This is a genomic window from Methylothermaceae bacteria B42, assembly GCA_001566965.1.
GTDB lineage: Bacteria > Pseudomonadota > Gammaproteobacteria > Methylococcales > Methylothermaceae > Methylohalobius.
Genome location: LSNW01000018.1, coordinates 1 through 26,315, shown reverse-complemented (window position 1 = coordinate 26,315; position 26,315 = coordinate 1). Strand labels below are relative to the sequence as shown.

The 26,315-nt window shown below is 53.0% G+C and carries 25 protein-coding genes; 8 read left to right on the top strand and 17 right to left on the bottom strand.

Features of this window, described 5'->3' with window-relative positions:
* Positions 1 to 2: 2 nt before the first annotated feature.
* From AXA67_08250 to AXA67_08240, 3 genes are read right to left on the bottom strand one after another with little or no spacing between them, the layout of a single operon-like run.
* Entirely contained in the window at positions 3 to 1,445 is a 1,443-nt protein-coding gene (locus AXA67_08250) for a hypothetical protein (GenBank protein KXJ40851.1), read from the bottom strand.
* Between the two features lie 3 nt (positions 1,446 to 1,448).
* Entirely contained in the window at positions 1,449 to 2,765 is a 1,317-nt protein-coding gene (locus tag AXA67_08245; GenBank protein ID KXJ40850.1) for a hypothetical protein, read from the bottom strand.
* Positions 2,762 to 2,998: a phosphopantetheine-binding protein gene (locus AXA67_08240; protein ID KXJ40860.1), complete on the bottom strand. Its 237-nt coding sequence runs from the start codon at positions 2,996 to 2,998 to the stop codon at positions 2,762 to 2,764. The genes AXA67_08245 and AXA67_08240 overlap by 4 nt, the downstream gene beginning before the upstream one ends.
* A gap of 83 nt (positions 2,999 to 3,081) precedes the next feature.
* Between AXA67_08240 and AXA67_08235 the strand changes: the two genes are divergently transcribed.
* From AXA67_08235 to AXA67_08225, 3 genes are all read left to right on the top strand, one after another.
* Positions 3,082 to 3,534 carry a hypothetical protein gene (locus AXA67_08235; GenBank protein ID KXJ40849.1) on the top strand — a complete coding sequence of 151 codons (453 nt, stop codon included), beginning with the start codon at positions 3,082 to 3,084 and terminating at the stop codon, positions 3,532 to 3,534.
* Positions 3,535 to 3,543: 9 nt separating this feature from the next.
* Positions 3,544 to 5,049 carry a hypothetical protein gene (locus AXA67_08230; protein ID KXJ40848.1) on the top strand — a complete coding sequence of 502 codons (1,506 nt, stop codon included), beginning with the start codon at positions 3,544 to 3,546 and terminating at the stop codon, positions 5,047 to 5,049.
* Positions 5,050 to 5,280: 231 nt separating this feature from the next.
* Positions 5,281 to 6,030: a hypothetical protein gene (locus tag AXA67_08225; protein KXJ40847.1), complete on the top strand. Its 750-nt coding sequence runs from the start codon at positions 5,281 to 5,283 to the stop codon at positions 6,028 to 6,030.
* On the opposite strand, the gene AXA67_08220 is transcribed toward AXA67_08225, so the two are convergent.
* From AXA67_08220 to AXA67_08200, 5 genes are all read right to left on the bottom strand, one after another.
* On the bottom strand, positions 6,022 to 7,293 hold the full coding sequence (locus AXA67_08220; GenBank protein KXJ40846.1) for a hypothetical protein: 1,272 nt from the start codon (positions 7,291 to 7,293) through the stop codon (positions 6,022 to 6,024). The genes AXA67_08225 and AXA67_08220 overlap by 9 nt on opposite strands.
* Positions 7,294 to 7,308: 15 nt before the next feature.
* Positions 7,309 to 9,102, bottom strand: coding sequence for a hypothetical protein (locus AXA67_08215; GenBank protein ID KXJ40845.1), 1,794 nt, complete (start codon positions 9,100 to 9,102; stop codon positions 7,309 to 7,311).
* Between the two features lie 19 nt (positions 9,103 to 9,121).
* The gene (locus AXA67_08210) at positions 9,122 to 10,039 is read right to left on the bottom strand and encodes a hypothetical protein (protein KXJ40844.1); all 918 of its coding nucleotides are present in this window, start codon (positions 10,037 to 10,039) and stop codon (positions 9,122 to 9,124) included.
* 39 nt (positions 10,040 to 10,078) lie between these two features.
* A complete protein-coding gene (locus AXA67_08205) occupies positions 10,079 to 11,014 on the bottom strand; it encodes a hypothetical protein (protein ID KXJ40843.1) in 936 nt (311 codons plus the stop codon).
* Between the two features lie 134 nt (positions 11,015 to 11,148).
* Positions 11,149 to 12,174: a hypothetical protein gene (locus AXA67_08200; GenBank protein ID KXJ40842.1), complete on the bottom strand. Its 1,026-nt coding sequence runs from the start codon at positions 12,172 to 12,174 to the stop codon at positions 11,149 to 11,151.
* A gap of 82 nt (positions 12,175 to 12,256) precedes the next feature.
* On the opposite strand from AXA67_08200, the gene AXA67_08195 reads away from it, so the two are divergent.
* Entirely contained in the window at positions 12,257 to 14,785 is a 2,529-nt protein-coding gene (locus tag AXA67_08195; protein ID KXJ40841.1) for a hypothetical protein, read from the top strand.
* Between the two features lie 65 nt (positions 14,786 to 14,850).
* Here AXA67_08195 and AXA67_08190 read toward each other — a convergent pair whose 3' ends face one another.
* The 9 genes from AXA67_08190 to AXA67_08150 all read right to left on the bottom strand — a co-directional run bounded on the left by AXA67_08190 (position 14,851) and on the right by AXA67_08150 (position 22,178).
* Positions 14,851 to 16,224 (bottom strand): hypothetical protein, encoded by a 1,374-nt coding sequence (locus AXA67_08190; GenBank protein KXJ40840.1) that lies wholly within the window; start codon positions 16,222 to 16,224, stop codon positions 14,851 to 14,853.
* Positions 16,225 to 16,244: 20 nt separating this feature from the next.
* Positions 16,245 to 17,417 (bottom strand): hypothetical protein, encoded by a 1,173-nt coding sequence (locus tag AXA67_08185; protein KXJ40839.1) that lies wholly within the window; start codon positions 17,415 to 17,417, stop codon positions 16,245 to 16,247.
* 43 nt (positions 17,418 to 17,460) lie between these two features.
* Positions 17,461 to 17,910 (bottom strand): hypothetical protein, encoded by a 450-nt coding sequence (locus AXA67_08180; GenBank protein KXJ40838.1) that lies wholly within the window; start codon positions 17,908 to 17,910, stop codon positions 17,461 to 17,463.
* Between the two features lie 21 nt (positions 17,911 to 17,931).
* Positions 17,932 to 18,612: a hypothetical protein gene (locus AXA67_08175; protein ID KXJ40837.1), complete on the bottom strand. Its 681-nt coding sequence runs from the start codon at positions 18,610 to 18,612 to the stop codon at positions 17,932 to 17,934.
* A 41-nt stretch (positions 18,613 to 18,653) separates the two neighbouring features.
* A complete protein-coding gene (locus tag AXA67_08170; GenBank protein KXJ40836.1) occupies positions 18,654 to 19,268 on the bottom strand; it encodes a hypothetical protein in 615 nt (204 codons plus the stop codon).
* A 200-nt stretch (positions 19,269 to 19,468) separates the two neighbouring features.
* The gene (locus AXA67_08165; protein KXJ40835.1) at positions 19,469 to 19,768 is read right to left on the bottom strand and encodes a hypothetical protein; all 300 of its coding nucleotides are present in this window, start codon (positions 19,766 to 19,768) and stop codon (positions 19,469 to 19,471) included.
* Between the two features lie 12 nt (positions 19,769 to 19,780).
* Positions 19,781 to 21,406 carry a hypothetical protein gene (locus AXA67_08160; protein ID KXJ40834.1) on the bottom strand — a complete coding sequence of 542 codons (1,626 nt, stop codon included), beginning with the start codon at positions 21,404 to 21,406 and terminating at the stop codon, positions 19,781 to 19,783.
* A 33-nt stretch (positions 21,407 to 21,439) separates the two neighbouring features.
* Positions 21,440 to 21,724 (bottom strand): hypothetical protein, encoded by a 285-nt coding sequence (locus tag AXA67_08155; protein KXJ40833.1) that lies wholly within the window; start codon positions 21,722 to 21,724, stop codon positions 21,440 to 21,442.
* A 127-nt stretch (positions 21,725 to 21,851) separates the two neighbouring features.
* Positions 21,852 to 22,178, bottom strand: a complete 327-nt coding sequence (locus AXA67_08150; GenBank protein ID KXJ40832.1) for a hypothetical protein — start codon at positions 22,176 to 22,178, stop codon at positions 21,852 to 21,854.
* 191 nt (positions 22,179 to 22,369) lie between these two features.
* Here AXA67_08150 and AXA67_08145 point away from each other — a divergent pair, with 191 nt between their 5' ends.
* From AXA67_08145 to AXA67_08130, 4 genes are all read left to right on the top strand, one after another.
* Positions 22,370 to 23,560 (top strand): hypothetical protein, encoded by a 1,191-nt coding sequence (locus AXA67_08145; protein KXJ40831.1) that lies wholly within the window; start codon positions 22,370 to 22,372, stop codon positions 23,558 to 23,560.
* Positions 23,560 to 23,808 carry a hypothetical protein gene (locus AXA67_08140; GenBank protein KXJ40830.1) on the top strand — a complete coding sequence of 83 codons (249 nt, stop codon included), beginning with the start codon at positions 23,560 to 23,562 and terminating at the stop codon, positions 23,806 to 23,808. The genes AXA67_08145 and AXA67_08140 overlap by 1 nt, the downstream gene beginning before the upstream one ends.
* Before the next feature lie 81 nt (positions 23,809 to 23,889).
* Positions 23,890 to 25,176 carry a hypothetical protein gene (locus tag AXA67_08135; protein ID KXJ40829.1) on the top strand — a complete coding sequence of 429 codons (1,287 nt, stop codon included), beginning with the start codon at positions 23,890 to 23,892 and terminating at the stop codon, positions 25,174 to 25,176.
* On the top strand, positions 25,169 to 26,212 hold the full coding sequence (locus tag AXA67_08130; GenBank protein KXJ40828.1) for a hypothetical protein: 1,044 nt from the start codon (positions 25,169 to 25,171) through the stop codon (positions 26,210 to 26,212). The genes AXA67_08135 and AXA67_08130 overlap by 8 nt, the downstream gene beginning before the upstream one ends.
* Positions 26,213 to 26,315: the final 103 nt, after the last annotated feature.

Sequence of the window (26,315 nt, the reverse complement as noted above, 5' to 3'; positions counted from 1 at the left end):
TTTTATTTGTCACATGGTTTTTTGCTGAAAAAGTTCCCAATAGCCTGTAAATCCAGCTTGCCATTGGCCAAAAGCGGTAGAGAAGAGAAAGCCTTCCATTGATTGGGAAGCATATAACTTGGCAATCGTTGTTTTAATTCTTGTCTGATTTGGGTAATTGCCGTGTCCTGCTCTAAAACGACAGCAGCGGCCAGTTCCATGCCGAAGTCACCTTCTATGGCAACGACGGCGCATTCCCTCACGCTTGTCAAAGCTGATAAAACTGCTTCCACCTCCGCCGGTTCCACCCGGTGGCCTGAGATTTTCACCATCCGGTCCAGCCTCCCTTGCCAGACATATTCCCCCAGGTTATTAATAGAAACCCGGTCACCGGTTCGGTACCAGCCGTCGCGAGTCAAGGTGGTTTGTAATTTGCCTTGCCGCCAGTAGCCACTGAACAAAGTCGGGCCTTTGACTTGCAATTCACCGGTGTCTGGGTCGATTCTAAGTTTATCACCGCAGGCGGGCTTGCCGATGGGGATGGGCTGATCGCCGGGCAAGCGGGCACGGTCCACGGGCCAGTGGCAACACACATTGGTTTCCGTGGGGCCGTACAGATTATGGAGTGCTACTGTTGGGAGCAGGTTGGCTAACTCCCGCAACTGAGGGGTGGGGAAGGGTTCGCCGGCAAAAAGAATGAAGCGCAAGTGTTTCAGTTGTGCTTGTTTCAGATTTCCCTTCCAGGTCCAAAAAGATAACAGCGAGGGGACGGTATAGAAGCCGGTGATTTCACGGGTTTCAAGCCATTCCGTCAAACGGCTTGGGGCAGAGGTTAGCGCATCCGGGAGAAAGTCGAGACAGGCGCCAGCGCCGAGAACGGAAAACAGGTCGAAAGTGGACAGATCAAAATGCAGCGGGGCGATGGCGGCGATGCGGTCTTTGGGACCAAGCCGGACCAGCCGCCGCGCCCATTGGCTAAAAGCTTGGATGGCAGAGTGGCTGAGGGCCACCCCTTTGGGCGTGCCGGTGGAGCCAGAAGTATAGAGGATCGCGGCGAGAGATTCCGGCAATGGGGACTGCGATGGAAAGTCCGCCTCCGGGATTTCCTCCAGAACAAGGGCGGGGAGACTGTCCAAACCCGGCCTGGCAAGGGGTGTGACGATAGCGCCCGCGTGGCTGTCCAAGAGGATTTGGCGCCTTCTTGTCTCCGGGCCTTTCATATCCAGGGGCAGATAACAGTGGCCCGAGGCCAGGATGCCCAGAACCGCGCAGGCGGCATCAACGCCCTTGGGGGCGGCGATGGCGACCGGCCGGTTCGGCGCCAAAGCCACTGCCCGCAGGGCCTTGGCGATTCCACCCGCGCGGCGGGCGGCTTGCGCGTATGACAAAACTGTCTGGCCTTCCGTCAGGCATGGGGCCGCTGGGTTCATTTGCAACTGGTGACGGAAGCCCTGCAATAGATCCATGAATTATTCCGCCAATAATTCTTCTTTGAGCGCCTGGGTAAATTTTGCTATCCACTGGGGCGAAAAATCCGGTTGCAGGTAATTGATCGCGGCATTCAGTTGTCCGTTAAAACGGCTGAACAGTACCGCCAGCGAGGGTGGGGCGGTGACGAAGGTGGCGTGATGAACATCGGTGATGGGCGCGCCCAGGAAATCCGATTTGGCAAAGCGGATTTCCCCGATATCGGAAAACCAGGCGGAACTGCGTTCGCCGCCGGTAGGTTGTTGGCGCAGGATGCGGCCGAATTTTTCCAGGGACAACCATTGGCCAAGCCACATCAGGGGCAGGTAGGCCATGTCCAGTTCCTGGCGGACGGTGTCGGCGTATTGCTGTTTGAGGTGGGCAAACAGGCTCTCCCGGTTTTTGACGATTTCATGGGGTGCCTGGGCGAAAAGAACGCTGACCTGATTGCCGGTGACCGGTACCGGCGCGTTGGCTGGCCTGAGGTTGAAGGCATAGGGAATACACCAGGCATCCTTGTGGACGGCAATATCCATCGTTTCCAGGGCCCGCATCAAACCGGCGATGAAATACAGTGATTGTCCACCCAGTCCCACGCGGCGTTGCAGGTTTTGGAGCACTTGCCGGGTTTCTTCTTCCGTCAGCTTCAAGCGGGCGGTCACCAGTTGCCGGGAGGTTGAATCGGAGGTTAGTTCCGGGGTGGGCAGGCTGCTGCCGAGCCGGTCGATCCATGCATTATGATTTTTTCCGCGCCAGAACAGGCGTAATTTGTGCCACCATGGCCAGCCGTGGAGCTTTTTGGAAACCAGGGAGTGATCGCCCTTCAGAAATTTTTGCCGCTCGGGTTTGGCGCTCATCAGAAAGTCAAACAAGCGTTTGACGCCGCCGGCATCCAGCAAAGGATGGAGCCAACGCGCCAGCAGAATGGCCTTTTGCCTGCCTTCAATCAAATGGAAGACCAGTGGCCGGGTGTGATGCGCAAAAGCGTCGGAAGAGGAATTCATGATATCCATGACGGCGCGTTGGAAAAAGGCATCCTCTTCCATGGTATCGGCAATCTTATGGTGAAACAGGGGGATTATCTGATCCGTGGTTTGCCAGCCATAGCGTTTTCCTTTGCGAATCATGCGGCCGGCAAGGGTAGGGAAAGCCTGTTCCAGTTCCGTTAAACCCTGGCGTATGTCACTCATCCTTGGGATGCCCGCCAGTTCCAGGCCAAATCCACACCAAGAGCCCGGCATGCCGCCGGCTTGAATTTCCCGGTCCATCACCAGCATCACATGATCGGCGGGACTGAAAAGCAGCGTATCAGGTTTCATGAACGGTGAGATTCAATCCAATGGGTTAAGGCATTTAAGCTGCGGACGGAATCGGGTTCTACCTCGGTGTCGGGCAAGGTAATGTTAAATTCCCGTTCCGCGAACATGATGAGCCGCATGATCCCCAGGCTGTCGAGGCCAGCTTCCAAAAGATCCTCGTCATCGCCGAACCGGGCGGGATCTTCGCAGTAAATGAGTTCCCCCAGGATAAAGTCGCGGAGTTTGCTTTTGATATCACTCATAACGTGGATTTGTTTTCAAGGATAAATTAAAGATACCATACTGATTTCGAATAATAAGAGAATAAGGGGGAAATATGCTAAATAAACGTGCTCTACTGGTTTTTGGCATTAGCGCGGGTCTCTTCGCGGGATGCGCCACTCAAGGATCATCCGGATCCAATCAGTCGGCGGCGAAAGAGGCGCCAGTAGCGCAGGCGGACAAGTCTTCGGCAAAAATTCAGCGCGGCACCAGTCCGACTGATTTCTCCAGCGAAGATATCCCCGCCAACAGCCCTTTTGCCAAGGTGAAAAAAGGGATGAGCGAGGGGCGGGTGTACGACCTGATCGGGCAACCTTCGGAAATTAAAACTTATTTAACGGGTAAAACCTGGATTCCTTTCTATTTCGGTCCGGATACTCACCGCAAAGAGGCGCTTTATAAGGGTCAGGGGCGGATCGTCTTTACTCCCAGCGGTGCGTTGGGGACCGGGGTCTATAAAGTTTTTAAAGTCATTTATGATCCCACCGAAGACGGTTATGCCGATTGAGTTTGAGGGGTGAATTTCCACCGGGAATCGCGCCTGGAGCAATATGACGTCATTGTCATCGGCGCCGGCGCGGGCGGGCTGACGGCAGCGTCTCTGCTGGCCAAATTAGGCCGTTCGGTTTTGGTGATCGAGCGTCATGACCGCCCCGGCGGCTATATGCACGGATTCAGCCGCCGGGGCTGGCGCTTTGATTCCGGGGTACATGCCGTGGGAGGATGCGCCAGCACCGGCCCGGATTACCGGCGAATCCTGGCCCTGCTGGTGGAACATCTCGGCCTGAGTTCAAAAGTCACCTTTCTGCCCCTGGACCCGATCGCTCATGTATTTTTTCCAGGGTTGGAAATAGCCTTGCCCCAGGGAATGGCCCGCTTCGAGTCGGCGATTTCGGAATATTTTCCGGGGCAGGCGGAAAAGCTCCGGGCCTTCTTGGCCCTGACCGAGAAGCTGGCCGATGAAACTTCCCACTCGGCGGCGGGACACGCCCAAAACCCTGTGCTTCTGCACCAATACCGCCATGCCACTTTGGGCGAAGTCTTGGACCACTATTTTGACGATGAGGCGCTCAAGGCGGTACTTGGCGCATTATGGCCCTATTTGGGGTTACCCCCGAGGCAACTGTCCTTTCTTTACTGGGCATTGATGTTGGTTGGCTATATTTGTGATGGTGCAGGATATTGCCGGGGGTCGTTTCAAACCTTGGCGGATGCCCTGGCCGAATCCATTCAATCGATGGGAGGAGAAATACTGTACCGGATGGGGGTGCGGCGCATTCTCACCGAACAGGGGTGCGCCGTGGGGGTGGCCACCGATACTGGCCAGGAAATCCGGGCGCCGGTGGTGATTTCCAACGTGGATCTGTTCCAGACCTTCCAGCAAATGCTGCCCGCCGATCAAGTCAACGCCCGGTTTCTGAAGCGGATACGAAGATTGCAGCCTTCGGTTTCGGCTTTTGTGGTTTATCTGGCGGTGGACCGGAACAGGATTGATGGGAAATGGCATGAATCATTCCATTTTCCACATTTTGATCATGATAATCACTTCCAGAGGACCAAGGCGGGAGAGGTGGATTGGTTTTCCATCACCATACCCACCCATACCGATCCCTCGTTGGCGCCGGGACAACACTTGGTGATGTTGACGACCTTGGCCCACCACCATCACAATCCGTCATGGCGAACAGCCAAGCAAACTTATTGTGATAGATTACTGGCTTTGGCGGAAGACAGGCTTCCTGGATTAAGCGACCATCTTCTGCTGGTAGAATCGGGCACCCCTAGAACCTTAGAACGCTACACCTTGAACCATAACGGCTCGGCTTACGGTTGGGCCCCAACGCCACAGCAAATCGGCCCTGGCCGACCGGGTTCGAAAACGCCCGTGGATGGATTATATCTGGCGGGCCACTGGAGTGCGCCAGGGGGCGGTGTTTATGGCGCGGTTTTGTCGGGCGTGATGGCGGCGCAGGCGATTGCGGAAATCCCGGATCAAGACAGTTTGTGGCAAAGGCTTAGTTAATCATTCTCCCATTGCCATCGAAAACATCGTTAAAGTTCTAGCGAGCATTTTTTACCACGCTTCTAGGCATTTTCCTGATACAGTCAGAATGGTAAAAATACCTGTCCTTGCTCTAGGGTTTAAGTTAAGCTGCCCTAAAAACCTACTGTGTTACTTGGTTATGCGGAAAAAAATTCTATGATGCCAGGTTGGCTCAATTCAGAGGCATAACTATTATTTGCGAGGCCGGAAATGAATACCACATCCGTGGACTTGAATCAGACGCAAGTCAAAGAAAAGAAGAAGGCGGAGTCGCCTGCTAAATTAATCATCAGCGGCATACTGGGGTCATTCTGCTACGGTTTGACCGATCTCTTCAGTAATAACGAATCCGCCGCTTTGGTCAAACTCGGCAATATTATCAATGACCACTTCACCCAGAGCCTGTCCGGGGTAGCAGTTCCGTTTGTTATTTTGATTATCCTGGGCGGTGTTTTGTGCTGGATCTATCAACCCAGTAACCGGTTGGATGCCTTTACGAGGGGATTTACCGTGTTTGCGGCGCTGAATATCGTCAGTCCCTATCACAATCAGGCGCTGGCGGAAAAGGATCAGTGCGCTGTGGTGGATAAGACGGTGAAGGTGGAGCCTTCTAAAACCCGCAGCAAGCATTTCCCCCAATTTCAGGCAATTCCCCTCAAGAAGGTTGCTGTTGTGACCTTGGTGATGCCCGCTGATAAGCGGCCCGAGAAGATTATCGTTACCTATATGGATCCCGCAACCCGTCAAGTCATCAAGGAATTTGCAACGGACACCCGGTTTGTTATTACAGAATCCAAACCATTGCTGGTCAAGATTGCGGCGCCAGGATTCCGTTCCATGGTGTTTGAGTATCAGCCTAATTCAGGAAAAACCCATTACACGCTGAAATTGGAGCCTTCCAAAGTGCCATTGGGTATTCAGGAAATCTTTGGGCCGAAGCGGGTTTCCGCATTACAGTAGATTGGAGGGCGAAAGGGTGGCGAGCAGTTTTTCCAGTTCTGATTTGACAAGCTTGCCGGTGGCATTACGGGGTATTTTTTCAACCTGGTAAAGGGGGCGGGGAAGAAATACTTCGTCAATGACCTGACGCAGCGCTGTTAAAATTTCAGCCTTGGGACGGGAAGTGACCACCAGCGCTCCCAGGCGTTGGTAGTTGGTTTGGTAGAAACAACCGTCTTGAACCCCGTCAATTCGAGCCAAGTGCAGATTGAGTTCGGCCAGCGAGATTCTCTTCCCGGCAATTTTGACAAGATCGCTTCGCCGTCCCACTACCTGGAATTTCCCCTCGCCGCAAAGTTTGAAAGCATCGGCCAGTTCAAACGGTTTTGGCAGCCAAGGCGCGCGCAGGGAAAATACCATTCCCCGCTGTTGGAGGGTCGTTCCTGGGTAAAGCCGCCATAAGGGTTCTCGGGCCGGGCGGCGGTAAGCAAAGGACTGGGTTTCGGTGCTGCCATACAATTCCCAAAGGGGCTTGCCGGTTTTGTCCTCAAATGTTTCAGCCAGTTCCGGATCCAGGGCGGCGGTGGAGGAAACCACAGCGGCCAGATTATGCCAGCGGTGAACCTCGTCGATGCAAGCTTTTAAGTGCATTGGTGTTGTCGCAAGCAGGACAGGCAACGAAGATTTTTCCATGGCGAGCCTGATGTCCTCGGGATAAAAAGGCTTTTGGTCAGTCAGGACCAGTTTCGAACACAAAGGCCAGATGACCGAGGTTTCCAGTCCGTACATATGTTGCGGCGGGGTGGTACCTATGACGGCCAGGGATTGCCGGGCCAAACCTAGCGAGGAGAGCGCCAGCCGCGCGCAATGGGCCAGCATTGGCCAGCTTTTACGCCAGGGTTGAGGTTTGCCGGTGCTGCCGGAAGTGAAGGCAATCAGATCCAGAGTTGGGATTGATGATCCAAATCCATGACGGCCGCAATTAACCGGTTCTATAAGGCTGGATATATTGAGCTTGGGGCAGGGTAGGTCTTGTTCCCTATCCGTCAGGGCGATGGCTTCGGGAAAAAGATTAAGCAGTTCCGTGATAACGCCGGGGGTATTGGCGGGGGGAAGCAGGGTAATCTGACGTTTTCCAAAGGTTGCGGCCAAGCCTGCGGCAAACCACAAGCGGTTATCGCACAGATTGATTAAAAAGGAATTTTCCGGCAGCCGTTTTTGCAGTTTTGAGGCTAACTGGGCGAGCGGCTGTTGGTGAATGGAAAGAGGATGATTGGAGGACAAAGGTCTGGGAGTTGATTAGCGGGAAACTTGCCAAATTTGAATAATTTTATCCTCTTGTACCAACACCGCCCAGGGGTAGCAGTGAAAAAGTTCGCCTTGGGCAACCGGGAATTTTTGTAATGGCTTGGGGCAATATTGTTGCATGTCGGAGAGCTTTAGGGGAAATTCTCCTTTGGCGGCCTGGAGATGAACCATTTGATTCATTTCCAATACTTCCACTTTAGTTTTAGGATTGCGGTGAATAAAGCCGTATAACTTGGGCTTGTACCAATCAAAAGGGATGGATTGCCATCCGGAGAATAGCTTTGTTCTTAAGGTGGGCGTCAAAGGCGGCGCATCTTTGCCAGGAATCGGCCACTGCCATGGCGGTTCCGTGGCCGCTTGAGTTTGCCTGGCAAGACAGGCAAGCGCCGGGGTTTTGCTCTGCATGGCGCAAACTTGGGCGCGGATACCATCGGGTAAGGTGGCGGCAATTGCAGCGAGCCGGTTCCAATGAGGGTTGGCTTCTTCCATCCGTGGCCGCGCCGTCAACAAGCGGGCCAAATTGTAAACCCACTCCGGCCCTTTCGATATGCTCTTTTCCAATCGCGCTACCGCGGAAGGCCACAGATCCACGTCCGGGCCGCTTTGTTCGTACAGCGCCAGGGCATCCAGCAAAAGGGCTTGCGGAGGATCGGGCGCCAGTTGCAGGGCCTCGCTCAGAACCGCCCGCGCTTGATGGGGACGGCCCAGATAGAGATTGACTATCGCCAGATTGAGCCTTGCCGGCACATAGGCGGGATCAGCCTGGGTGGCCCGTTGCAGGTAATCCAGGGCGGTTTGCAGGTACTGGTCGGCGGTTTCCGGCTCACCTGCATAGTTTTTCAGAAATTTGCGTTGCTCGTCTATCATTGGTCCGCCCCGGGTGAGGGCCGCCGCCCGGGTTTCCACATCGAGCTGAAAGGGCATCCAATAGAACCAGGCCCGGCTGGGCTTCATGGCATTGCGGGCCATTTGCAAGTAACAGACGCCCAGGTTGTTGAGTACAGCCCGTCCGGGAAAGACTTTTTGGAATTCCTGGAGGAAGTACACCGCGTCTTCACAATATCCAAAGTGGGCCAGGCGGACCCCGAAGTCAAAAAATCCCACCCGTTGTTGCAGCATGGCCAAGCGCCGGCGCAGCAGTTCGGCCCGGTCCTCGGGAAAGGGGTGAGAAGCGGTGACGCGGGATTGGGTCTGCTGCATCCAGTAGGCGAAAAAATCCTGCTTGCCGTTTTTCCGGAGCAGCCGGTCGACGGGAAAGCCCGCCATGGCCGCATAAATGTAACCTTTGTCGTCGGCGGCGAGTTCCGCCTCCCGGGCTTCATAGCTCTGGTCGAGAAAATGGGCGATCCGTTCGGCATCGGGGTTGCCGGCGAGAAATTCTTCCACTTCTTGATGCCAATAGTCATCGTGGGCCAGATGGGCCAACTCGTGTCCCAGGACAAAAGCCAACCGGGCCTGGGCCAGATCTGCGCCGGCATTTTTGAAACACAAATCCAGGGCGTGTTTGGAGAGGACGATATGGCCGCTGGGCAAGGCGATGGCCCAAGCGTTGGTTTTGCTGTTGACGACCACCAGTTTCGGCAGGCGGCGGGCGTTTTTGTCCGCCACCGCCCGCAATTGCTTGAAGATCTTATGGGCGGTAGCGACTTGGGGGCTTTGTGATGGGGCGATTTCCCCGTAGGTTTCGATATAGAAGGCAACTTCCTGTTTGCCGGAAGTTGCCGCCATCCCGTCGCTGTCGCCAATCAGGAAAAGCAAGGCCGAAAAGAAAAATAGATACCGCATAAGGATTTGCAGGCTAGGGCTAGACAAACAGCCGTTCCATGGCGATTTGAATTTGTCTGGCAAATTGAGCGCGAATTTGAGGGGCCTGCTGGTGGGCAAGGCTTTGCAGCACCGGTTGCAATTGAGTCAGCAGTCGCCGCGCATTGGCTGCCTCGTGGTCGTTACGGGTGGCCAGTCGGGTTGCCAGTGTTCGGGAGGTTTGCAGTAATTTTTGCCAGTCTTTTACCGACCCGGATTCGTTTTGGGCCAATATCCACGCCGTGGCCAGCCATTGGCCGAGCTGATAATAAGGCTTGAGATCGGCTTGCCGCCATTGTGTGAGATCGCCTTCAAGAATGCCGGGAAGCGGGGCTTGACCATCAGCCAACCGGTGTTTTGTTTCCCAGATACCTGCGGCAATGGCGCGTTCGGCGGCGCTGTAACTTTCCGAATCAAAGGCAAGGGGCGTGCCTTCCCAAGGTTCGGGCAATTGGGCGGCCAGTTTTTCCGCGCCGGGATGATTTTCGATCAAAGCGATCAGGGTAGGCTGTTGCAATTGGGAATCGGGGCGATTGACCAGCACGGCCACCACTGCGACCGTCAGCGCGGCGCCCGCCAAGGCGGGTACTAGTACTGGCGCGGCGGGCAGCCAACCGCGCATTTTATCCCACAGGGAAGGCCGTTTTTCCTTGACCTGGGAAGGCGTAGTGGCGGCGGATTCGGGAGCCTCTTCGTGGAGGAGCAGGGAAGTCTCTACCCAAAGTCGATAACAATCTTCGCAGCGGTTGAGATGGGTGAGCATCTTTTTCTTGCCCCGTTGGTCCAGACGATGTTCTAAAAACGCCGCCATCACGGCATCGGGCGGACATTCCCCAGCAGGATCATTGGGCCGGGTGGCTGCTAGGCCACAGGTGGCTGACAGTTTTTCCATTTCCTGGAAGTTGGGGTTATCGGTCATGGAGCGACTCCTTCAAGTGTGCAAGGGTGATAGTCATAATCAAATGGGGGTCAGGCTTGCCTCTTCGCAAGCTTGTTGTAATTGCAGAATGAGTTTATTCAGGCGTTTGTATGGATCGCCGCTTAAACCTAACATGGCTTTGATGGTGGGCATTTTCAATCCTTCGCAAAAACGCAGCCTGAGTAGCAGCCGGTCCTCATCGCTCAATTGGAGCTTGGACCGGAGTTTATTTAACATGGGCTCGATACTCGCTGGAATGTTGTCGAGTTCGCCCTGAATATAATTTTGCAGGATTTCCAATAACTCTTTTTTGTCCGGCGTCAAGCCTTGTTCGGGAATCGTGTTATCCGATTGGGATTCTGCTACCGATTCTATAGAAACCTTATCCTCTTTGAATTGAGGTTGGCGGTTGCATTGTCCAATCACGGTGGCCACCAATTGTCTTATCTTTGCCGGATCATGTTCTGGATAACGGGTTTGCAAGAGCCCAACGGTTTCTTCCCGTTCGTACTTTTCAATCATGAGAGACCGATAAGCATCGCGCCAGATGGGATCTTTCTTGGCCAGTAGCCACGCCGGAGGACGCCGGTGGCCAAATCGGGCGCGGACGAAATCGGTCATCAGTCTGCCGGCCAGCACGGCGAGAAAGGTCGTGAATTTGCCTTCCCCTTCCCAGGCCCGGACCCGTTTCCAATCGTTTTCCTGGAGCTTTTCCAGGATGAAATCCAAGGCCTGGTGCGCCATATTGTCGTCTTCCGGGAAGCGTTTTTGGGTCAATTTTTGCAGAAATGCCCAGTGATCGAAAACCAACGCTTTGGCGGCATCTTCAGGATTGGAATTTTGTTTTCTCATTTTGTTCTGATACATTGGCACACCCTTGATTAACGGAATCACCCACCCAACATAGGCTTGTATTGGCCAGGAGCCTAGTAAATATTCCGCATTTTGCCGATGGTGTGTGTCGTGATTCATCATTTGTTTCGTTTCATACGAATGTGCTTATCTCGTATGGACGTACCGATGAGCTTTTTTTTGCTCTGGGATTGAATTTTTTTTTACTTGCTACGGTCTCCATGCCTGGAGTGAATTCCTGTGCATTCTCTAGTTATTTATTGATTTACCTCTCGTTTTTTTAAGTGTGAGCGTATTTTTTGCAATACCTCAGGCCAGATTGTCGACCAGTTTCCCTGATGGTTCAAATTTTTTATCTTGATGAGTTCTGCATGGGGGTATTTATGAATTGCCTGAATAATAAGATTTGGGGGAATCTGCTTATCTTCTGTGCCGGTAACATGAATTTGATAAATGGCCTCGGGTAACGCTGGTTGTCGGGCCGGATCCAGGGAGCCGGTTAAAGGCGAGAAACCGTGCAAGCGTGTCCAGGCGCCAACATCCAGATTGCCTGCCAGGGTAACGATACCTTGCGCTTGTGGTAATTTGGCCGCCATCAACATGGCCAGCGCACCGCCGCCGCTGTAGCCGATGAGAACAATTCGGCACTGTTTGTCAGGCAAGCGCCGCTGCAATGCTTGAGCCAGGCTTTCGACGACGGTTTGCGAATAGCGCTGTTGCGTCCAAACCCACGGATTGCATAATGGGGAATGAGCCAGGCCGTGGTAACAAGGGCGGCCGAGGTACATACTGGGGGCGGGATCGCTTTTCATTAAATCCAACAGAAAGCTTTTTTTTGGGGTTGGATCGCTGGCAGCCCGGTGGGGGGTTAGCCATGCCTTGCCATCGCCGTCAAGATAAACATGCCATTGTCCATCGGCACAGGGTGAGCCATTAAAAAATGCAACATGCTGGAACGGCTTGCCTTGCAGGATTTCCCGCTGGAATCCAAAATCTTTGGCTTGCTGGGAGATGGTGGCATTGATTAAGCCGCAACCAGCAAGACAACCGGCGCATACGAGCAGTGGAAACCGTGTCGCCGCGGAATAGGCGGTTTTTTTTCCTTTAGAAGCGAATCTGGGGCATGATGTACGTGTCCTATTGAAAAGAACTTGCTTATAACGTATTTGCCGCCAAGGGGTTCCGGTTTTCCTTCCGTGGGACGCCGTTAACTCATCCCTGAGGGCTTGATGACGGCCATCCAGGCCGTCAACACCCACGGAAGGAAAACCGGAACCCTTCAAAATATCAAGTGGATGTATCTTTATAGGCATAAATTGAGAATTTATTGTTGTTTAAACAACGACAACCGTAACGGTGTTTCCCATGAGACAAGCTGGCATATCTTCACTTTTCTATTTTTTCCTGGCTTTTCTGGTTTTCATGATGGCCGGTTGTGCGACTGATTCTGGTTTGACTGATATCGACAGGGCAGGCATCGGTCCCAAGGACGCTGATAAATTGTACGTAGTGGACTGCCTGTTACCGGCGCAGGTGAGAAAACTGGGGCAGCACATGACTTTCCTCACCGCCCGCCGCCCGGTTCGAACCACCGCTGTGGATTGTGAAATCCGCGGCGGGGAATATGTGGCCTATGACCGGGCCAATTATGCCACAGCTCTGAAAATCTGGTTGCCGAAAGCCAAACAAGGCGATCCCAAGGCGCAAACCTATGTAGGCGAGATTTTTGAAAAAGGTGCTGGCTTGCAGCCTGACTACAAAACGGCGGCTCAGTGGTACCGTAAGGCGGCGGAGCAGGGCTATGCCCCGGCTATGATTAACTTGGGGTTTCTCTATGAGCAGGGCTTGGGCGTCAAGCAAGATCCCGTGGCCGCCCTCAACTGGTACCGCCGCGCTTCCGGACTGGACCAGACCGACATTGCATTTGCTGCTTCGGTAGAAATCTACAACCGGAAAATGGATGCTTTGCGTGAAGAATCCGCCCGCTATCAGCAGGAAGCGGAAAGTTTGCGGGAAGAGGTTGCTGGATTAAAACAGCGTTTGGCGCAAACCCAATCCCAGCTCCAGCGCTATCGCAGTCAAGTCAACCGACGCCGCCAGGAAATTCGCCGCCTGCAGCAGCTTTTAAATAACAAAAAACAAAGCGCGGGCGCCAGTCCCGAAGAAATCCGCCGTTTGGAAGAAAGCCTCAAGCAACAGCAACAACTGCTACAAACCAAGGAAAAAATGATTGCCAGCTTGTCCCAGGAAGCCAAGCGACAGCGAGTGCAACTGGAACAATTGAAATCCGGCAGCCAGCAAATTCTGCAACAGAAGGAAACCGAATTAACGGCATTGAGGATGGAGCTGGCCAGGAGCAAAGAGACCATCAGCGCCATGAAGGCGGAATTGATCGACTCCAAAAAGAAATTAAATAGCCTTCAATCCCAAATGCGGCAAAGTCAGCAAGCGTTGCACAAAAAGGAACAAGCCTTGGCGACCTTGCGTCAGGAATTGGCCAGAAAACGTCAAGATGGCGTAACCCCTAGCGCGGAACTCCAGCGCCTATCCCAACTGCTCCAGCAAAAAGAACAGGAGATGAACGCCCAAAAAGTCGCGGTGAAAGCCCTGCAAGAGCAATTGGATACCTTGGCCCGGGAAAAGCAGCAAACAGAACAGCAGCTGGCTGAAAAGCAGAAACAGCTAGAGCAGTTGCAAAAAGATATGACTGTCCAACAAGAGCAGAAGACCCGTCCCGCCGTTGTCGCTAAAGCCGCAGGCCCGAAAATTGAAATCATCGAGCCGGTCTTGAGTCCAACCCGCGGTAACCTGGTGGCCAAAGTCCGCGGCGAGGTAGAGAAACGTCCGGTGATTGGCAGAATCGAAGCGCCGGCGGGATTGCTTTCCTTTCTGGTCAACGATATTGAGCATCAAGTCGATGACAAAGGGACCTTCAAGGTGGAGATTGCTTTACTAAGTGATGAAACACCCGTGCATATCGTTGCCGTGGATAAGGCCAGCCGCCGCACTGAAGTCAAGTTTGCTTTATTGAAAGAAAGCCGCATGGCCAGGCCCTTTAAATTTTCCGATAAAGAAACCTCCGTCGAGGGAAATCCTTTAATTGGCCGTTTATTGAACCGGGAATTGTTTGGCGGCTATCACGCTTTGATAATTGGTAATGAAAAATACCAATATTTGCCAAAACTGGATACCCCAATCAAAGACGCCAAAGCGTTGGCAAAAGTATTGCGTTCCCGTTACGGATTCAAAACCAAATTACTGATCAATGCCACCCGTTACGATGTGCTCAAGGCCTTGAGCGAATACCGCAAAAAATTGACGGAAAAGGATAATCTATTGATCTATTATGCCGGCCACGGCACCTTGGAAAAAGTCACCCAACGGGGTTACTGGCTCCCCGTGGATGCCGAGCTGGAAAATACCGCCAATTGGATATCCACCCAAGATATCACCGATTTACTCAGAATCATTTCCGCCAAGCATATTTTGGTCATTGCCGACTCTTGTTATTCCGGGACGTTAACCCGTAATTCCGTCGCCCGTTTGGAATCGGGCATGACCCCGGAGAAGCGGGCGGAGTGGATCAAATTAATGCTCAAGGCCAAATCCCGCGAGGCGCTGACTTCGGGCGGTTTGGAACCGGTGCTGGATGGCGGTGGCGGCGGCCATTCCATCTTTGCCAAGGCGATCATTCAAGCCCTGCAAGGGAACGATACCATCTTGGAAGCCTATAAACTGTATCACCGGGTTTCGGCTTTGGTAGCCGATGCCGCGCAGGATCAGGAGTTCCACCAAGTGCCGGAATTTTCCCCCATCCGCCATGCCGGCCATGCGGCCGGGGAGTTTTTCTTTGTCCCGGCCGGTAACGAAGCGAGATTTAGCGCGAGCCGATAAAGACAAAAATCAGCCCCCGGCAACAACGTTATCGGGGGCTTGTTAAGCGCGTGGCTTATTCGGGATCAGAAATCCAGCCGCGCCCCCAGCATAATCTTATGACTGCTGACATTTCTGTAACCCACTAAGGCCTCATAATTGACGAAAGCCGAAGCCCCATGGGCGAAGGTGGCGGCGAAATCCACGCCAAAAGTGGCGTAGTTGCGGTCGGGTTTTGGGGTTTTGATGAGAAATTCCTGGGCAACCGGATCTCCCAAGAAGCTGGCGGTGATATTGCGCGCATTGTCTTTATATTCATGGTGCCATTCGGCCCGGAACTGGGGCGTCAGCACTAACCAGGGCAGACTGATGGCATAGGAGGTTTGCGCGCCTAATACGGTTTTCACTGAACGGGTATTTTGTTCCCGGAATCGCATGCCCCAGCCGTTGCCGCCCTTTTCCTTATAGTCATCCACGTGAAAGCCCAGGTAGCTGAATCGCAGATAAGGGGTAAAATTGAGCGATTGCCAGTGGAGCTGATAGCCAGTGCTCAGGGCAAAGCCGTATTGCTCCCCATTCGTATCGGCCCGGGCTCTGGTTTCTACGGTATCGCCTGGAATGGCGTAACGTATATTGCGGGTGATATCGAAATTAATGCCGCCATAGGAGGCGATGCCATCAACATAGAAAGCATCGGTGATGTAATAAGAACCGTAAATCGAGCCGATGTAGGAGTCGTTGTTGGAGCCGCCGCCGTCGCCGTCAAAATCGTTGTCGGAGGTGATATAACTGAATGATCCTCCCGCCACCAGGTTTTCCGTGAAGCGGTAGTCTGCGCCTGCGGTTACTCCCCAATTCTCAAAATTGAATCCCCGGTGTGAGAAAGTGGAATCGACATCCCCGATGTGATAGCTGGTATTCAGCCAGATGCCAATTTTACCGAAGTCGGTATCATCGCCGGCATTCCCTCCTTTCAGGGGGTTCCCATTGCGAAATAATTGAACGCCCGCAACCCGGTAGGCCCGGTTATCGAGACCGGCGCGCAGCATGCTCAACCGTCCTAAAAGCGAGCCACTGACGATATTGACATGGCCGGCCATGGTGCGGGTTGCCTCGATGCCGAAGGAAAGGGTTTGCTCGGGGGAAGCCTGTTGAATAGCCCCTTCAACCTCCGGTGCTCCTTGTTTGGCGGCGCCAACCAACGCATTACACCGGTTACGGAATTCTTCCTCCAATTGAGCATTACGTTGGCTGCAAGCCTCAAAAACTACCTGGGCCATGTTTTTCTGGGTGTCGTTGAGCGTTCGTCCTCCAATTAGGGGATTATTGGGGTCATAACCCGCCAGTAATTGGCTACGCCAATCCGGGGTTAATAGAACAACGGTACCGCAAACCAAAGAACAACCAATAGTGAGCGCCCTTGGTGCATTAAAACGTTTTTGGGATTTATTTTTATTCATGACTTTCCTCCATCTCCTCATTATTGTTCTGGTGGAGATTCCACCCATTTAAGACAAGCGGCCATCAAACTTAGTAATAACGGAGCCACCCATTGCCGCCACAAGCTCAATTCAAAAAAACCTATCAAACAAAAAATGCTTAGAGAAGTGAAAATTCCCACCGCAAATATTTGATGACCAAAACAATTGGTATTGGGTAAGGATTTTACGCCCTTTTGGAACACAAGTCCTAGCGAAACCATCCATGCAGTAAATCCAATAAGGCCTTGTTCGGCAAGAATCTCCAAATAAAGGTTATGAGCCCAGGGGGTGATTCGTGGATCTACTGCTAATAGATGAGACATTTGCCATGATTGCAGGCATTCCCGGTAAAGGAGTAAAAAACTTCCAGGTCCATTCCCCCAACCAGGGGAGTTGCTGAACATACACAGGGCCGCCAACCACAAAGGTAACCGGGTCGTCCAGGGTTGGGTTAATTTGGAAAGGAGCTGAAATCCGGTGACAGCGTCGGTAATGAAGATTAGGGTGAGGGAGAAAGACAGCCCTAACACCAAAGTTCTTTTGCTGGGAAAAAGCAAAGTTTTTTTAGTAGGATCTTGAGTGAGAGTCCAAGCTGAAAGCAACAATGTCATCCCAATGCCAATGACAGCGGCAATTACCCCAAGCCTGCTTTGATAAAGCACTGACACGAGCAATCCAAGCCCTAGGGCGGAAAGCGGGAGTGCTTTGTGCCAAAGCCTTTTTTTCAGGAGGAAGAGAACCACCGCCACCGGCATCAAAATGGTGAGCAGGGTAATATCGTTGGGTACCTTGAAAGCGGTCACGCGGCTCAGCTGGATCCATTGGGTGGGCGTTTGATAAGGATGTAGCGCGGCAACAGTCAACAACCAGATGGCTAGGAACAGCACAAATCCGGTCCAGACCCAAAATAACAAAATGATATCTTGGCGCCGGAAAAACCCTGCAATCAAACAATAGAGCAGGAGCGCGGGCAGTAGAGACAGGACCAATTGAAGGCCGCGATTGGTAAAGTCACTCAGTAGTAGGGATAAAATAGTCGCGGCGACCGGCAGGGCCAGGATCATCAAACTGCGAGGGGGAAATCTCGGGGCGCTGGTTAATCCGGCGGCAGCGCCCAGCAAAGCCAGTATTCCCAGCCCCACATCCCAACGCCAGGGCAGGGTAAAACTCAACCAGTAAAAGTAAACCGCCGCAGGGGCAAGCCAGTGGCTGAATTTAGTAACGAAAATCTTTGGATTTCCTCATTGGGTATTTGTTGTTATAAGGTTGATTATTCTTCACTGGGACCAAACGGTAAAGATTGCCTTTGGTATCTTTCACCAGGATCGAATGGGAGCCGACGACTTTTCCGTAAACGTAAACTTGCATGCTTGGGAGATACAGGAAGCCTTTGGCTTCTTTACCTTTATGAATTTCCAATTGGCCATAGACGTATTTTGAATCTGAATAACCTTCAACCATCACCCGGCAGGTTTTTTTCTGACAATTGCGGGGCACAAGCATTTTGGGACGAGGAGAGCGGGATGGCAAGGGCGTGGTGATTTTCTGTTTATCCATGGAAAGCGTCACAGATAAGAAGGTTGCCGCTGAGGTGGTGGGCCCTATATTATCTATTGCGGCAACGGCGGAAGAAGCCATGAGTCCGATAAAAAGTAAAATAATCAAAGTTTGAATCCTTCAGGTTGGTTAATCCGAGGCTTCCACATCCCCGGCCCCGCTGATATTTTTTTCTATCCGCGCCGGGTGGCCGTAGTAAATCACATCTCCAGCTCCGTCGATATCCACCTTGAGAGAGCGGCTGGCATAGACCTGCGCGTCGGCCGCGCCGCTGATTTTGACGTGTACGTCGCCTGCTTTCAGGTTCTTTAGGTCAAAGTCGCCGCTGCCTTCGGCCAGGAGTTCCAGCTGGTCCACTTGTCCCTGGCCTTTTATTTCGCCGCTGCCGGAGAGAAGAATAATCAATACCGGCGAGCGTATGGACTCCAATGTCACATCAGAGCTGCCGCCGATTTCCAGCCGTTCCAGCCTTGGCGTGGTGACTTCAACCTGTACCGGCCCTTGGGATTGAAACGAGCGGTTGGCGGAAATGATTAGCTGTTTTCCCCTCACATCCGTGGCGATGACGGGATGAAGATTGCTATCCGCGTCGATTTTTGCTTCGCAGCTTTTTCCTTGCCGGATGACCAAATCGACGCCGGCTTTCACCGTGATTTCACTGAAGCAGGGTAATGAACGGGTTTGCACCGAGCGCTTACCATTGCCGGACACGACATTGGAACTGCCTTCACCGACGACTACCCCATCAATCACAATTTTGCCGCTATAGGCTTCGGCGTCCGCCACGGAGGAAAATAGGCAAAAAAGCATCCCCAGCCAAGCAAATGTATGAGTTTCCACGGTATTTACCTCTAATTAGCGGCCAAATTACTTGCCCGGTGCAATTCCACCCGGCGGTTGATCCCATCATTGGGATGGCGACCCGGCAGGGGTTCTTGTTCGCCGCGGCCCACAACAATGAGGCGCTTCGGATCGATCCCGAATTTGGAGGTCAGATAAGCCTTGACCGATTCGGCCCGTCTTTTGGACAGCCAGTTGTTATAGTCTTCAGAGCCAATCGCATCGGTATGGCCTTCCAGGACAATCCGCTCGTCTTTGAATTGCGCCATGCTCAGCATTTTTCCCACTTCATCGAGATAAGCGCGGGCATCGCCCAAAAGCTCGGCGGAATTGAACGCAAATTGAATGGGCAGGGCGATGCCAACGGTTTCTTTTGGCGCTGATTGGGCGACTTGATTGGTTTTTTTGGAAACCGTGGTAAAGGTGAGAGAGCGGGTTTTGACCTTTGGCCGCTGTCCCACCGCTTTGTCAGGGAATAACAACCGTCCCATTTCATCGGCGCTGGGCGGTTGGGTGAACAGGCGGACTTCTTCCGCCATGGCTGGCAAGCTCAGGGTTGCCGTCAGGATAGCCATGGCCAGCTTTCGTAGCTTGGGTTGGTGATGGAGGGAATGGATTGTCTTCATTGTGGATACCTCTCAGTGTTTTTCATTGCATTTAACGATGTAAAAATTTGGTGGCTCCTTGTGACTTTCAAAGTGTTCCAGACCCCCTTCCGCGGGACGCCGTAAACCCATCCTTGGGGGCTTGATGGTGGCCATCCAGGCCGCCAACACCCACGGAAGGGGGCTGGAACACTTTGGGCGAATCGTGTTCGTAAGCAAGATTATTTATGCTCCCACCGGGTTACCCGACCCTCGGTATCAAAAAATACCACTTGGGTCCGGTATTCCCAGGATTCGCCCCAAGGCCCTTTTTTTGTCCCCTGGCAGGTATAGCAACGCCGGCCCCAGGCGGCGCGGACTTGTTCCTTGGTCATGCCCTTGGCGATCATGCCCGCGCGAATAATCTTGACAACCTGGGGATCCCATTCGGGATGCTGGACAATGTAATCTTCGCGCCGGACGGGCGCGGTTTCGCAGGCGGTGACCAAAATCAAGGTGGCTAAAAGCGTGAGCCGTTTCATGGTTCGTATCTCCTATTGCGCTGCGGCATTTTGCTGGTTTTGGGGGAGGACTTGAAACTCATCCCCGGCATATACCCGTTGGACGTCTTCGGCACTATCCACTTTGAATTCGCCATTGCTGGTCAAGGGCAGATCTTCCGCAGTGACAGGCTTGGTGGAGGCCACCGCGCGGATTTTATCCACCCCGACCGGCGCGCTTACCGTCAATTTGAATGGCCCATTGTTGGGGGGGATGCGGTAAGTTTTCCCGGGCAATACATAATTATCGTTCTGATGGGGGTTGGGAAACAGCGTGGCCATTTGTCCCGCCGAATTGACGGTAACGATGCGGACAAACATGGGTTTGCTCACCGTGAAGAAAACCGCGATCTCATCGCCAATGGCCGCTTGTTCCTTATCGGTCCAGACCTTCAGTTCACCCAAGGCGGGTTGCGCGGCGTCTTTCTTCGGCGCTGCCGGTTTCGGCGTTTGCTGAACCACGGGCGGCTGGGATGCGGGCGCTTGGGAGGCAAGGGTATTGGCTTGCTGCCGGTATTGGGCAAGCATAGCGTTTACCCGTTGCCGGCGCACTTTGGCGACAACGTCCAATGGTACGTTTTCAAACAAGGCCAGGTACAGCTCTTCGCTGACCGGGTCGGCCTGGGTTATGCCGTATTCCGTTTTGAAAGCTTCGATGGCTTGGATAGTGGCCTCGTCCAGCTGGCCGGTAATCTGGACAGGTTTGCCGTACAGATAAAGATATTCCTGAATTTTGACAATGCGCTCCGTGGGTTCTAGGCGGTAATAGTCTTCGCGGATTTGATCCAGCACTACTTGATCGGGTTGGGAGTTGGGAATCAACCGCCAATAGGGGAGCTTTTGATATTTGCCGACAATTTGAATGATGCTGAGTTGGACCAAAAGCCGGATCGCGGCATGACGGCCCTGGATTTTTTTGATGTTGCCCCGCAGCCCCAGGGTTTGGCCGTAAACAGTAAACCCAAGTTCATCTTTGCCGACGCCTTTATGTACCCGGATGCTGTTGACTGCCTGCATGAAGGGGATACCAGTAAAGGTTTTGAAATCCACCAGATTGAAATCCAGGGTAATGCGCGCCAGCGAGCTTTTGCGGATGTCGCTGAAATCCAGGCCCATGGGCACGCCCAAATCCTCGGCGCTGCCGCTGATATCTGCGCCTTCTTCCTTGGTGACCAGGCCACGGTCAAATTCGGTGAGTCCGCCCACCAGCACCACGTTGGGCAGATATTTATCACCCCACTTGGTATAACCGGTTTGGGCCGTGCTGATCATGAATTCGGGGTCGAAAGGCACATATAAAATATCCCCACCAATGGCGTTGAGGGCGCTTTTCACCATTTCTGAAATGTCCTGGGGGATCTCGCCCTGGGTGGGAAGGGAAGTGCCGGTGTTGTCGCGGATCGGTTTTGACATCACCCTAAGAGGGCCGCGTCCATAAATCACATTGGCTTTCCCCAGATCTGCGATTGCTTGACTGAAGACCGTGGAGTTTACTTCCGGCAAGGTCTGGTTTAGGTCCAGATCGACATCTTGTGGGCTGAGGCCACATCCGCTGATTAAGGCGGCAATGAAAGCGCCAGGGATAAGGGTAGAAAGGCGTAAATGTGTTGAAACTTTCATGATCGGCCTGCAATGCTTGGAATAATCGAGTCTTTATTTTGATACTGCTGTGGCGCCATTCACATCGGAATTATTGATAATGATCACCCCAGGCGGCAGATCGACACCCGGCTTGATGACAATATTTCCCTGGCCCACCACGCCGTCTTCTTCGGAAATAACTTTATCGCTACCCATCATCAATAAACCCTTGGCCTTGCTGTTAATGAAGGATTCGTTGATGTTGGTTTTTAAGGAATCGTCTATAGGGGTGTCTGGGGGGATCCCGTCGTTCAGATCTGCTGAAATGCAAAATCCTGAATACAACAAGCATAACAATGACGTTCGTACCATTAGTCTGTTTGAAATGGAATTTAACATTAGGTCCGTCCTCACAACTATTCAGGTTTGAACGAAAATAGGCACTGAGTACTTCCCTGTACTCTGTAACCTATTTGTTTAAAAGTTATTCGATGACTACCGATCCTTGATCCGCGCGTCCACCATCGCGTGCAGTGTTTTGGCTATTACGGATATTGGCGCGGTTACTGATCCGGGTATTCCGCAAGGTGGAATTTTTGATTTTGACTGTGCCTTGGTTTGCTTCAGATTGTTTTGAGCCGATTCCAAGGAAACCACCACCTGAGCCTGTTGCAGTATTGCGTGAATTCGAAATAGTGGCGTTATTCGTGACGGATCCGCCAGTAATTGTAGAGCCTTCGGCCAAAACGGAACCAGTATAAACAGCGCTCAAACCCAGTGCCAAAGCCAAAATTTTGATAGATTTTTTCATTTCTCAGTACCTCTAAATAGAAATTGATGTTAAGTCATGTGATGGTGTCAATGTCATCATCAACACTCACCCCCTAAGCACGGACATTGGCGGAGAAATTTGCCGGGGCGGCTTATAGTTAATTTCCATAGTTAAATGCCCCTTGGTTTTAAGGCCTGTTTTCTCAACTCGGGGAGTGCTAAGCTTTCCCAATGGAAATATCGTTACCTTGTTTTATTCGGGCTTTTTCCGTCGTTTCCGCGGCGGAAAAAAACGCTATTGGGATGGCGCTCAGCCCTTCGCTGATTTTTCACCCCCGGTCTGATGTTTTCAGTCCCGCCGCTCCCTTTCCATTGGCGACGGTAAACGAATCCTTGCCGGATATCCCTTCGGAACTGGCGCGTTACCGGTGCCGGAATAATCAACTACTGTTAAAGGCAATCCAAAAAATCGCGGACCCTTTACAAGATGTTATTGCAAAATACGGCAATCATCGGATGGGCGTGATGATTGGCACCAGCGCTTCCGGTATCCGGGAAGGGGAAACGGCTTTGAAACGATTCCGCCGTACGGAAAAGTTTCCGGCGGCATTTGACTACAAGCAGCAGGAAATTGGCGGCGCGGCGGAATTTGTGGCCGCTTATTTAAACATCCACGGACCGGCCTGGTCGGTCGGAACCGGTTGCGCCGCTTCGGCCCAGGCCATGCATTCGGCCCGCAATCTTCTTCGTTTGGGTTTTTGTGATGCGGTGATTGCCGGCGGCGCGGAAACCTTTTCCGGTACCACGATACAGGGATTCGCCGCCCTGGGTGCGTTGAGCCAAACGGCGTGTAATCCTTTCAGCAAAAACCGGGATGGTACGGTTTTGGGGGAAGGCGCGGCGCTTTTTCTGCTGACCCGGGATCCGGCGCCCCTGGCGCTTTTGGGCATTGGCATGAGCAGCGACGCTTATCACCTGTCAGCGCCGGATCCGGCGGGGAAAGGCGCGCGGGCCGCAATGGAACAAGCGCTGGCCGATGCCGGTATAAAACCGGAGCGGATTGGCTATCTCAACCTCCACGGCACCGCCACGCATCACAACGACGCCATGGAGGCCAAGGTGGTATTCGATATTTTTGGCGATAGCGTGCCTTGCGGCGCCACCAAGCCCCTCACGGGCCATTGCCTCGGCGCTTCCGGCGCGGTAGAGTTAGCGATCTGCGCAGGGATTTTGCAACAACCGCGGCTGCCGATGCCAGTGCATCATTGGGATGGCTGTCCAGATCCCCAGTTGCCGCCTCTGCCATTCACCGACGGCGGCCAAATCTTGGATCAAAACCGGCCGGTTTGTATGAGCAATACCTATGCTTTTGGCGGGGCCAATGTGTCTTTGGTGATTGGCCGTAGCGAAGTCATGAACTGATGTTACGCACGGTCATTCCAAGGGAGTTTTCAAACGAAGTGAGCGGTCTGGCAAGAAATCTTGTCATTGACTCGCGGGCAAGATGCCCCTTCCCCGACCTTCCCCCGCAAGCGGGGGAGGGAGCGACGGATCATTCCTGGAATCCCCTCTCCCTTTGGGAGAGGGGTTGGGGAGAGGGTGTTCCAGTCTTCCTTTCGCAAGTGTTGGCGGCTTGGATGGCCGCCATCAAGATCTCAAGGATGAGTTAACGGCGTTCCGCAAAAGGAAGACCGGACTATGCTGCAAACTGTTTATAGGCAAGAAGGCAATAAAACCGGAGAACACAAACCATGAACAGACAGGTACGATGGTTACTGGGGGAAATTGCCGCCTGGGAAAAAGAAGGGGTGATTACTTCAGACCAGGCCCGGCAATTGAAGACACGTTATGCGGTCCGGCAATCCGGTTGGGACAGGCTGGTTTTCCCCGCCATCGGCGCGATTGTCATTGGTTTGGGCGTCATTTTGTTTTTTGCCTATAACTGGGCGGTGATGCCTAAAATCGCCAAGTTGAGCATCGTATTTGCTGGTTTGCTCGTGACCCATGGATTGGGGCTGTATTGGCGGTCCCGTGAGAATTCTCCCCAGTGGGTCAGGGAAGGATGGCATTTGCTCGGGACGATGCTGTTTGGCGCTGGCATTTGGTTGATTGCCCAGATCTACCATATAGATGAACATTACCCCAATGGCTATTTACTCTGGGGCGCGGGCGCTCTGGCAATGGCGTGGGCATTGCCTTCAGCGGCGCAAGGGTTGTTGGCGGTGGCTATTTTGGCGGTCTGGAGCTGGAGTGAATTGATCGTTTTCCGCCACCCGATGATGGCGGGCTGGTTGCTGGTGCTGCTGGCCTTGATTCCCTTGGCCTGGTGGTTGCGTTCCCGGGTTTTGTTGTTTTTCTCGTTGCTGTTTTTCTCTTTAAATTATTTTTCCTATGTTGCCGATTTTTGGGATGGCGGAAAAAACGCGATATTTATCGCCTTCTATTTGGCAATGCTTTATTTGGCGCTGGCCAGATTAGTTCAATCCAGCCAATTTCCCGAAAGCGCTCCCGTGTTTTGGTGGCTTGGCTTCCCGGTCTATTTGTTGCTTCTTTATTCCCTGAGTTTTTCCTTTGGCCATAGGATTATCCGCCACGATGGCGGCGTGCAATCCTGGCAACAGATTTATTATTTGCTGCCCTTGCTATTGGCGGCGCTGGCCTGGTTGTGGGCGTTGGTGCGGGAGTCGCGGAAAAAGCCGGACTGGATGGCTTGGGTTGGGGTGGGGTTGGTACTGACCACCTTTATCCTGGTCATCGCCGCAGACAGAGGTTATTTAAGCGGGTGGATCTTGTTGATATTCAATCTGATTTTCCTGGGCCATTGTATTCTAATGATAATTCAGGGCATTCAGATTCACAGTTTGCGGCGGGTAAGCGCGGGTTGCGTGTTGATGGCGGCACTGCTCATGCACCGGTTTGTCGATTTGTTTGACAGTTTGCTGGTCCGGTCGATGATGTTCCTGTTGCTTGGCCTGATGTTTTTAGGAATAGGTATCCTTTACGCCAAATTCAGACCAACGGAGACTGCTCATGCGTAGGTGGCTGGTAATTGCCGCAGTTGTGTTTCAGATTGCGGCCCTGGGCTGGATGGCGGGCAAGCGGGAATGGATTTTGGCCAAGGGCCGGACGATCTATCTTCGAACCGCGCCTATTGATCCCCGCGACCCGATGCGGGGTGACTTTGTCCGTTTGCGCTATCCCTTTAACACTGTCTCTGAGCGGCAAATGCGGGGCAGTGTCAAGGATCATTTGCAGGAAAGGGACTATCCCGTTTTCGCCGTGCTCAAGCCTGCCGACAACGGATTATATGTTTTCGATTATCTGACTGACCAGCTTCCCACTGAAGGTATTTTTCTTAAAGGAAGGATTGATTTTCCCCGTTGGGGCAGGGCCAGAAATGTGGTTAATGTGCGTTACGGCATCGAGCAGTTTTTTGTCCAGCAAGGGCAAGGGCGAAAAATTGAGTCGCGCCGGGGCTTTCGAGGGAAATTGCAGGTTCCAATGGAAGTTCAAGTGGCGGTGGGATCCGGTGGCACAGCGGTGCTCAGAGACTTCCGCTGGAGTCCATTGGGGGTTCAACTGGAAATGCTGCGGGTTAACCGCCGTGGGTGGCGAAACGGCAGGCCAGCGCCTCGGGCGCCGGAATTACCTTTGAGTCCCAAAATCAAGGTAACCCTGAAAAATGTTTCCGACGCGCCCTTGGCTTTGGCCGATCCTGGCGATCATTGCGCTTTTCACTTGCTGCCAACGGTGGAAGCCCGCTGGCGTTATGAACCGCTTTATCAGGGTTGCCGCGATGCCCCTTTGACGGAACACGCCGTGATCGTGCTGGCGCCCCGGCAATCTTATGCCGTCGAACTGGATTTGAGCCTGCCCCGTTGGCATCAGCGGATTGAGAAAGAGGATGGCAGCAAAGTGATGGGGGAGATCGGCATTGATAATAACCGGGACAGGTTCCGGATGGTGTATCGCGCGCCTGATCCCAAGTTGGTTCGGCACCTGACCGTGGCCGCGCCTTTTTGGCATGGCAGCCTGGCTACCCAGGCGTTTAATGCCAGGGGTTATATTGATTAACTGACGTTACGCACTTGTCCGGAATGCCCTTGTATATTGTATCCACCATGAAGAACTTGATTTGGTCCGGTGCGATAGTTCGATGGCCCTCTGGGAAGCAGAG